Genomic DNA, 9,334 nt, shown 5'->3' on the forward strand with positions numbered 1-9,334 from the left:
TTCAAATACCACCCGTTTACCGCCGTTTCATTTTTCCGATACCCAATCCCTTTTTCCAGAAAGTTACCGATGAAAAAATGCGTTGTCCTCAGCGGCGCAGGCATCAGCGCCGACAGCGGCCTGCAAACCTTCCGCGATGCGGGCGGTTTGTGGGAAGGCTTCAAAGTCAGCGAAGTGTGCACGCCGGAAGCCTTTGCCCGAAATCCCCGGCAAGTGATTGAGTTTTACAACCTGCGCCGCATACAGGCCGCGGCTGCCGAACCGAATGCGGCACACCGCGCGCTGGTTCGGCTGGAACAGTATTACGATGTCCGCATCATCACGCAAAACGTCGATGACCTGCACGAACGCGCCGGCAGCAGCAGCGTGCTGCACCTGCACGGCGAATTGAACAAACTCAGAAGTTGTGCCGACGAAACCGAAATTTTCGACTTTTCGGGCGAGCAGACCGACAGCGTGCGCGACAGCAAAGGCCGTCCGGTCAGGCCGCATATCGTCTGGTTCGGCGAAGACGTGCCGCTGTTCCCGCTGGCCGCTGATACCGTTCGGGATGCCGACATCGTCATCATCGTCGGCACTTCGATGCAGGTTTACCCTGCCGCGTCGCTGCTGCATTACGCTCCGCCGCAAGCGGAATGTTTTCTGGTTGACCCGCATCCCCAAAGCGTGGGGGCAAATGTGGAAATCCTGAGGATGCGTGCTGCGGAAGGCGTGCCGAAACTGGCGGACGAACTGATACGCCGTGCACATACCATTGATGCATAGACACATGGCCGGCCGTATGAAAAACCCATACGGAATCATGCTGTTTCCGCTTCGCAGACACCCCGTTTTCCGATAGAATAGCGGGCTGTCGTTTTACCCCCAAAGGCCGTCTGAAACGCCTGCCGGTGTTTTCAGACGGCCTTTCAAAATATCTCCAACCATTGCGCAAACCCATGAAAAACATCCGAAATTTCTCCATCATCGCCCATATCGACCACGGCAAATCCACTCTGGCCGACCGCTTCATTCAATATTGCGGCGGGTTGGAAAACCGTGAAATGAGTTCGCAGGTGCTTGATTCGATGGACATCGAAAAAGAGCGCGGCATCACCATCAAAGCGCAAACCGCCGCGCTGAACTACAAAGCGCGCAACGGCGAAGTGTACCAACTGAACCTGATCGACACGCCGGGACACGTCGATTTTTCCTACGAAGTATCGCGTTCGCTGTCCGCCTGCGAAGGCGCGTTGTTGGTGGTGGACGCATCGCAGGGCGTGGAGGCGCAAACCGTGGCCAACTGCTACACCGCGATTGATTTGGGCGTGGAAGTCGTGCCCGTGCTGAACAAAATCGACCTGCCCGCTGCCGATCCCGACCGCGTGGCGCAGGAAATCGAAGACATCATCGGCATCGATGCGGTGGGCGCGGTAACCTGTTCGGCCAAAAGCGGCATGGGCGTGGAAGATGTGTTGGAAGAAATCGTTGCCAAAATTCCAGCGCCCGAAGGCGATGCAGATGCACCCTTGCAGGCCGTGATTATCGATTCGTGGTTCGACAACTATGTCGGCGTAGTCATGCTGATCCGCGTGAAAAACGGCACGCTCAAACTGAAAGACAAAGTGCGCTTTATGGGCACGAAAGCCGAGTCGCAAGTGGAGCAGCTCGGCATCTTCACGCCGAAATCCGTGCAGAAACAATCGTTAAGCGCGGGAGAGGTCGGCTTCCTGATTACCGGTGTGAAAGAATTGGGACAGGCCAAAGTCGGCGATACGGTGACGCTGGTGCAAAACCCCGCCGCCGAACCGCTGCCCGGTTTCAAAGAAGTGCAAAGCCAGGTATTCGCCGGACTGTATCCTGTGGAAAGCCATGACTACGAAGCCCTGCGCGATGCGCTGGAAAAACTGCAACTGAATGATGCATCTTTAAAATTCGAACCCGAAGTGTCGCAAGCCTTGGGCTTCGGCTTCCGCTGCGGCTTTTTGGGGCTGTTGCATCTGGAAATCGTGCAGGAGCGGCTGGAACGCGAATTCGACATGGACCTGATTACCACCGCACCAACCGTGGTGTATGAAGTCATTCTGAAAAACGGCGAAAAAATCGACGTGGAAAACCCGTCCAAGCTGCCCGACATCGGCACCATCGAAACCATTTTGGAACCGATTATTACCGCAACCATTCTCGTGCCGCAGGATTACGTCGGCAACGTCATGACCCTGTGCAACCAAAAACGCGGCGTGCAGCGCAATATGCAGTACATGGGGCGGCAGGTCATGCTGACCTACGATTTGCCGATGAACGAAGTGGTGATGGACTTTTTCGACAAACTCAAATCCACATCGCGCGGCTATGCCTCGCTCGATTACCAGTTCAAAGAATTCCAAGCCTCTGATTTGATTAAGCTCGACATCATGGTCAACGGCGAAAAAGTCGATGCCCTGAGCCTGATTGTCCACCGACAAAACTCCGTCCACCGCGGTCGCGAACTGGCGGCAAAAATGCGCGAACTGATTCCGCGCCAGATGTTCGACATTGCGGTACAGGCGGCCATCGGCGGCCAGATTATCGCCCGCGAAAACGTCAAAGCCCTGCGCAAAAACGTATTGGCAAAATGTTACGGCGGCGACATCACGCGTAAGAAAAAACTGCTGGAAAAACAAAAGGCCGGTAAAAAACGCATGAAACAGGTAGGCAACGTGGAAATTCCGCAAAGCGCGTTTCTGGCGATTTTGCAGGTTGGAGACAAATAAAGTAGGTCGGGCAGGCAAATCTGTTTTTCAGACGACCTGCATACCTAATAACATAAGGAAACAGTATGAAAAATATTCTCTCTGCCGTATTTTGCTGCTTTACACTCGCTGCCTGCCAAAGCACAGGAAAGTCCGCCCAAAACGAATTCTTGAAACTTGGCACAGAGTCCGAGCAGGTTGAACAGTTGGGTCGCAATTGTCCGAAATATGGCGGTATGCTGTTGATTGAGAAATCGAAATACGAGGATGCCTATAACTTGGTATGCCGTGAGCCGGACGGTTCGAAATCTTACGGATACGGGGTAGGCAGGGGACGTTAGTATTGGTTTGGATTGAGGTAGGTACAATCATGATCCGAACGTTACTATTAGCTTCGAACACAATTGCAACCAAATTGTTTGGGAGTAACGTACCGATGTTTCTGCAATAAATCCCGAACATACTTACATACTGATTGACCCAAAACAAACCGAAACATGCAAAAAGACTTTCAATCAGACGCTTTTGCAGGTTGGAGACAAATAAAATATGAACGATATGACCAAACTTTTATTATGGGCGGCCGTTGCCGCTTTCATCATCGGCGGCATCATGCTGGCCAAGAGCGACAAACAGCGCACCGAAACCGGCGAATGGAGCAACGCCCTGCAATGGGGTTATCTGCTGATGATGGTCGGCGTGTTCGGCATGCTGGCATCGTCGATGAGCTTTACCGCCGTTTTGCTGATTTTCGTCGCCTTTACCGGCATCGTGTGGCTGGTTCACAAAAGCCGTCTGAAAAAAGACCCTGCGCACAAAGATACCGGCCACTTTACCGACTACATGAGCGGATTTTTCCCGATTATCTTCATCGTATTCGTGTTGCGCACCTTTATCGTCGAACCCTACCAAATCCCGTCCAGCTCCATGCGCCCCGGGCTGGTGGTCGGCGACTTTATCTTGGTCAACAAATTCTCCTACGGCATCCGCACCCCGATTATCAACAACGTCTTGATTGACACAGGTAAAGTGCAGCGCGGCGACGTGGCCGTATTCAACTATCCCGAAGACCCGAACCTCAACTACATCAAACGCATCGTCGGCGTTCCGGGCGATACCGTCGAATACAAAGACAAAATCCTGAAGGTCAACGGCGAAACGGCCAACGAACAATACATCGGCGTTTACAGCTTCCCCCGCGACGACGACCGTTCGCAGCCCGTTGCCGTCGACCGTTACCAAACCACATTGTCCGGCCGCAGCTTCGGTATTCTCAAATCCCCGCAGGCTCCGAGTTTCGATCCGAACACACTGCAGGGCTATCAAGACAGGCTCAATCAAAAAGGCATCAAATCAGGCCTGTCCGAATTCTGCCAATTTGCCGAAGACGGCAGCGGCTTTACCTGCAAAGTCCCCGAAGGCCGCTACTTCGCCTTGGGCGACAACCGCGACCACAGCGCCGACTCCCGCTATTGGGGCTTTGTGGACGACAAACTCATCGTCGGCAAAGCATTCTTCGTATGGATGAACTTCTCCGACTTCGGCCGTATCGGTACCAGCATCAACTGACCGAACCGAAACTGCCCCAAAACAGCAAAGGCCGTCTGAAAACAACTTTCAGACGGCCTTTGCTTTTACGGCATTTACATCTCATTTAAAGTTTTATCCGCATTCCCAATTTCGCGCTTTCATAAGCTTTTTCAATCAGATCCAGTACATCCGCCACCTGCCGCGCATCTACGGCCAAAGCTGCGCCGTGTACCAATGCATCATAAAGATTGCGGTAAAACGCGCCGTAATCGCCGCGCACACTTTCTATGCGCCGACGTACAATCCGGCCGGCTGTTTCCGTGTGCAGGATGCCCTGTTCCGATTCGCTTTCCGCATTCCAATTTCCCGACGGCAGCGCACCGCCCAACAACAATGCTTCCTGATTGTCCGCGCCGTATTTCACATACGAACCGAGCCTGCCGTGCAACGTCATAAACGGCAAGGGTTCGCGGGCGTATTTGGTGGCGGCCAGCGACACTTTGAGGCCGTCTGAAAAATACAGCGCGATGTAGAAATTGTCATCGCTCTTCGCTCCTTCGTGCTGGTAGCGCACATCGGCGTAAATTTCAGACGGCATCCCGAAAATATCCACGGCCATATCCAGCAGGTGCGACCCCAAATCGTACACCAGCCCCACGCCTGCGCCGCCTGTTTCTTTCCACGCCTTCTTGTTCAAACCCGCGGCATAACGCTCGAAACGGAACTCTGCATCCACAATCTGCCCCAAGACGCCGTCTGAAACCAGTTTTTTTGCCGTCAGCGGCGCACTGTCCCAACGTCGGTTTTGGTAAACCGTCAGCAATACGCCCTGCCGTTGCGCCAAATCCGCCAAGGCACGCGTTTCGGCGGCCGTGGCGCACAGCGGCTTTTCCACCACCGCGTTTTTGCCCGCCCGCAACGCCTGTTCCGCAAACCCGAAATGCGTCTGGTTCGGCGTGGTCACCACAACCACATCCACGTCGTCGGCCAGAAGCTCTTCAAACGAACGCACTGTCTGCGCTTCGGGCAGGATTTCCCGGGCTTTGTCCGTACTGCGCTTGAACACCCGCCTGACCCGAAAGCGCGGATCCGCCCGCCAAAACGGCAAATGAAACACCTGTGCCGACATGCCGAAACCGGCCAAACCGATATTGATTGTTTTGTCCATACCTGCTTCTTTCAGAGTTGCCCGTATCCTTTGCGGATGCCGGAGTCAAACGTCTGGATTCCCGCCCGTTGATTAAAGGTTATAATACGCCTTTCCGACACAGGCCGTCTGAAAAATACCGCAGTTTGCAAAACCTTTTTTCAGACGGCATCAAGCACCTTACCGAAAGTATCCCATGAGAAAATCCCAACGCGGCTACGCCCGCCAAGACCGTGTCAAAGAACAGATTATGCGCGAACTGGCCGAACTGGTCCGCACCGGCTTGAAAGACCCCCGTGCAGGCTTCATCACCATCAACGAAGTCGAAGTAACCCGCGATTACAGCCACGCCACCGTGTACTACACCGTTCTCGACGACTCCACCCGCGACATCACCGCCGAAGCGCTCGACCACGCCCGCGGCCACCTGCGCACGGAACTTTCCAAGCGCATCAAACTCTTTAAAACGCCCGAACTGCATTTCGTTTACGACGAATCGCTCGAACGCGGCATGAGCATTTCCCATCTGATCGAACAGGTTGCCGCGGAAAAACCCGTAGAAGACTGAGCGGTTGTCCGCCGTTCCGTCCGAACGGCACAGCGTATTGCAGCCGTGCATGTTTTTCCGAACAACGCCACCCTATTCCCGAAACGGCACGCAGAGGCCGTCTGAAAAACCTTGCGGAAAAGTCCTGACCGAAACTTTCATGAAAGGAGTAACGCCATGAACACATCCCGAATCCTGCATCTGGGCGAAAACAACGTCGCACTCGTCCTTAACCCCGACAATCCCGACTGGCAGAAACTCCTTGCCGACTGCGGCGGCAAATCATGCCAATCCGAATACCCGCGCATCGGCTACTGGGATAAAGCCGACGTATCGGGAAAAATCGTCCAAGACGGCGGACAAACCTTTCTCGCCGTATGCAGTGGCGGCGGCGAATACATCCGCAGCCCGCTCGACGATACAGCCGTAGAATCACTGGCCAACGACGGCGGCTTCATGCTGATGGCTACGCCCGAACCCTCCGAAACCGTCGCCGCGGAATGCACCGGTAAAGAACTCCCCGGCATCGGCTCATGGCTTGCCGAAACCGAAAAAAAGCACCAACTGCCCGAAAACTCGCTCAAAGGCATGATTATCGGCATGGCGTAAACCCGATAAACCGCGAAAGAAAAGGCCGTCTGAACTTTTCAGACGTCCTGTCCGCCATCCCCATTCCAACCATCCGATACTCGGGAAAAACGTCTTGAACACCAAAACCCTGTTGCCCGCCCTGTTACTTACTTTCGCCATAACCGCCTGCAGCATCAAGCCTGCCGCCCCGGTTCCGCCTGCGGTCGGTTTAACCTCATCATGGCTGACCGACCCGAAATTCAATAAAACCGCACATCTCGGCGGCGAACTGCAAAATCATGCCGACGAAGATTTCACAGCAGCCGCCAAAGGCAAACTGCGTTTCGCCTTGTTGGGCAAATCCGCCGACGGCGGCGAAGTCGTGCATGTGGCCGACTCGGAAAAAGATTTCTACGTTTTTGTACGCAACGGCAAAATCGAAGCAATCCGCCAATTAGCCATGACCGGTATGATTGAAAACATCGTACGCAACTGGCACAAAACGGATGAATCTGTCCGAAAAAACAGCGACATAGATATTGAAAAGCTGAAGCTGACCATTGCCCGCGACGACGAACTCGTGCGCTACGGCCAAAAACACATCAAAGAATTCAACGCCATTTACCGCCATCATTCCGCCGGACTCAACAGCGAAGCCGACAGCCTTGCCCAAAAACTGCATCTGAACGGCAATACCGCCCAACAGGAGTTCAAAGATTGCAGCAGATGCGCGGCCGACCCGTTTCTACTCGTCATCGGCGGCATGCTCGACAACGATGTCGGCTATCTCTATTCCGGCAGCACAGACAACCTGCCCCAAATGGACCGCAACGGATTCATTATGTTGCGGCAGATTGCACCGAACTGGTATCTCTACAAACGTACCTGATGTCCGACAACCATTTTCAGACGGCCTGCCCATGAACACAGCCAAACCCGCCAAACGCCCCGTTAACGGCGTGCTCCTGCTCGACAAACCGCAAGGTATTTCCAGCAATACCGCGCTGCAAAAAGCCCGCCGGCTCTACCGTGCCGAAAAAGCGGGTCATACCGGCGTACTCGACCCGCTGGCAACGGGCCTGCTGCCCGTGTGTTTCGGCGAAGCGGCCAAGTTCGCGCAATACCTGTTGGATGCCGACAAAGCCTACACCGCCACGCTGAAACTCGGCGAAGCCACCTCAACGGGCGATGCCGAAGGCGAAATCATCGATACCGCCCGCGCCGATGTTTCCCGCACCGAATTTCAGACGGCCTGCACCGCGCTCACGGGCAAAATCCGCCAAGTGCCACCGATGTTTTCCGCCCTGAAACACGAGGGCAGGCCGCTCTACGAATACGCGCGCAAAGGCATCGTCATCGAACGGAAACCGCGCAACATCGAAATCTACTCGATTGATTTGATTGAGTTTGACGCACCCAAAGCCGTGATTGACGTACGGTGCAGCAAAGGAACGTATATCCGCACGCTCAGCGAAGACATCGCCAAGCACACCGGCACGTTCGCCCACCTGACCGCCCTGCGCCGCACCGAAACGGCAGGTTTCACCGTTGCCGAAAGCCATACCCTTAGCGCGCTCGAACCCCTGAGCGAAGCCGAACGCGACGCACTGCTGCTGCCGTGCGATGTCTTGGTGCGCCACCTGCCCGCCATCACACTGAACGCAACCGCCGTCGCGATGCTGCAAAAAGGCCAGCGGCCGCAATTCGGCCCGGAAGCATCATTGCCGTACAACCTGCCCGAAAACACTCCCATCCGCATCTACTCGCCGCAAAACGTGTTTATCGGCCTAGCCGAACATCAAAAAGACATAGGCCGTCTGAAACCGCTACGGCTGATGAATACCGCCCAAACCGTCTGAAAACCCCTATCCCGACCACATACCAAAGGCCGTCTGAAAAACTTTCAGACGGCCCGAAATAATCGTTCAGGCCGTCTGAAAGCGGTGTTATACTTCTCTTTTCCGCAAACCGTCCGCAAGCGTCCATCATGAGCAGAATCCGACAGACCTTTCAAAACCTCAACGACACCAAAGCCCTGATTACCTACATTACCGCAGGCGATCCCGACTTGGACACCACGCTGGCACTGATGCACGCCATGGTGGAAAACGGTGCGGACATCATCGAGCTGGGCATTCCGTTTTCCGATCCGATGGCCGACGGCCCCGTCATCCAACGCGCAGCCGAACGCGCTTTGGCGCAAGGCGTATCGCTGAAAGACGTTCTCGCCCTGACCGCCAGATTCCGCGAAACCGACCAAACCACGCCCGTCGTTCTGATGGGCTATCTCAACCCCGTACACAAAATCGGCTATGCCGGATTTGCACGCGCCGCCGCCGAAGCTGGCGTTGACGGCGTATTGACGGTGGATTCGCCCATCGAAACCATCGCACCGCTGCACGCCGAACTCAAAGCCAACGGTCTCGACTGCATTTTTCTCGTCGCTCCCACCACTTCCGAAGCGCGCATGGCCGCCGTCGGCAAACTCGCCAGCGGCTTCGTCTATTACGTTTCGCTCAAAGGCGTCACCGGCTCGGCGCGGTTGGATACCGATGAAGTTTCGCGTAAAATAAATATTTTGCGCCGACACACCAGCCTGCCCATCGGCGTGGGTTTCGGCATCAGCGATGCCGACGGCGCCCGCAAAATCGCCGCCGTTGCCGATGCCGTCATCGTAGGCAGCCGCATCGTCAAAGAAATCGAAAGCAACCCCGGCCGTGAAGCCGAAGCCGCAGGTGCTTTAATCAAAACACTCAAAGACGCCGTCCGCTGAAAACCGCCGTTACAGGCCGTCTGAAAAACAAAACTTAGGAGCTTTACATGAGCTGG

The 9,334-nt window shown here is 55.0% G+C and carries 10 protein-coding genes; 9 read left to right on the forward strand and 1 reads right to left on the reverse strand.

What is annotated here, in order from left to right:
- The first annotated feature begins 69 nt into the window (after window positions 1-69).
- The 4 genes from ACEYDX_RS10995 (at window position 70) to lepB (ending at window position 4,280) form a co-directional block, all read left to right on the forward strand.
- On the forward strand, window positions 70-765 hold the full coding sequence (locus ACEYDX_RS10995; RefSeq protein ID WP_373742057.1) for an NAD-dependent deacetylase: 696 nt from the start codon (window positions 70-72) through the stop codon (window positions 763-765).
- Between the two features lie 173 nt (window positions 766-938).
- Entirely contained in the window at window positions 939-2,732 is a 1,794-nt protein-coding gene (gene lepA, locus ACEYDX_RS11000) for a translation elongation factor 4 (protein WP_373742058.1), read from the forward strand.
- 65 nt (window positions 2,733-2,797) lie between these two features.
- Window positions 2,798-3,052: a hypothetical protein gene (locus ACEYDX_RS11005; RefSeq protein ID WP_373742059.1), complete on the forward strand. Its 255-nt coding sequence runs from the start codon at window positions 2,798-2,800 to the stop codon at window positions 3,050-3,052.
- A gap of 217 nt (window positions 3,053-3,269) precedes the next feature.
- Window positions 3,270-4,280, forward strand: a complete 1,011-nt coding sequence (gene lepB, locus ACEYDX_RS11010; RefSeq protein ID WP_373742060.1) for a signal peptidase I — start codon at window positions 3,270-3,272, stop codon at window positions 4,278-4,280.
- 85 nt (window positions 4,281-4,365) lie between these two features.
- On the opposite strand, the gene ACEYDX_RS11015 is transcribed toward lepB, so the two are convergent.
- Entirely contained in the window at window positions 4,366-5,409 is a 1,044-nt protein-coding gene (locus ACEYDX_RS11015) for a Gfo/Idh/MocA family oxidoreductase (RefSeq protein WP_373742061.1), read from the reverse strand.
- 175 nt (window positions 5,410-5,584) lie between these two features.
- Between ACEYDX_RS11015 and rbfA the strand changes: the two genes are divergently transcribed.
- From rbfA to trpA, 5 genes are all read left to right on the forward strand, one after another.
- A complete protein-coding gene (gene rbfA, locus ACEYDX_RS11020) occupies window positions 5,585-5,956 on the forward strand; it encodes a 30S ribosome-binding factor RbfA (protein ID WP_373742062.1) in 372 nt (123 codons plus the stop codon).
- Window positions 5,957-6,112: 156 nt separating this feature from the next.
- The gene (locus ACEYDX_RS11025; protein ID WP_373742063.1) at window positions 6,113-6,544 is read left to right on the forward strand and encodes a hypothetical protein; all 432 of its coding nucleotides are present in this window, start codon (window positions 6,113-6,115) and stop codon (window positions 6,542-6,544) included.
- 94 nt (window positions 6,545-6,638) lie between these two features.
- Entirely contained in the window at window positions 6,639-7,394 is a 756-nt protein-coding gene (locus ACEYDX_RS11030) for a hypothetical protein (protein ID WP_373742064.1), read from the forward strand.
- A 31-nt stretch (window positions 7,395-7,425) separates the two neighbouring features.
- Window positions 7,426-8,364 carry a tRNA pseudouridine(55) synthase TruB gene (gene truB, locus ACEYDX_RS11035; RefSeq protein ID WP_373742065.1) on the forward strand — a complete coding sequence of 313 codons (939 nt, stop codon included), beginning with the start codon at window positions 7,426-7,428 and terminating at the stop codon, window positions 8,362-8,364.
- A gap of 128 nt (window positions 8,365-8,492) precedes the next feature.
- Window positions 8,493-9,278, forward strand: a complete 786-nt coding sequence (trpA, locus tag ACEYDX_RS11040; protein ID WP_373742066.1) for a tryptophan synthase subunit alpha — start codon at window positions 8,493-8,495, stop codon at window positions 9,276-9,278.
- Window positions 9,279-9,334 lie beyond the last annotated feature (56 nt).

Source organism: Neisseria sp. (assembly GCF_041804105.1).
Classification (GTDB): domain Bacteria; phylum Pseudomonadota; class Gammaproteobacteria; order Burkholderiales; family Neisseriaceae; genus Neisseria.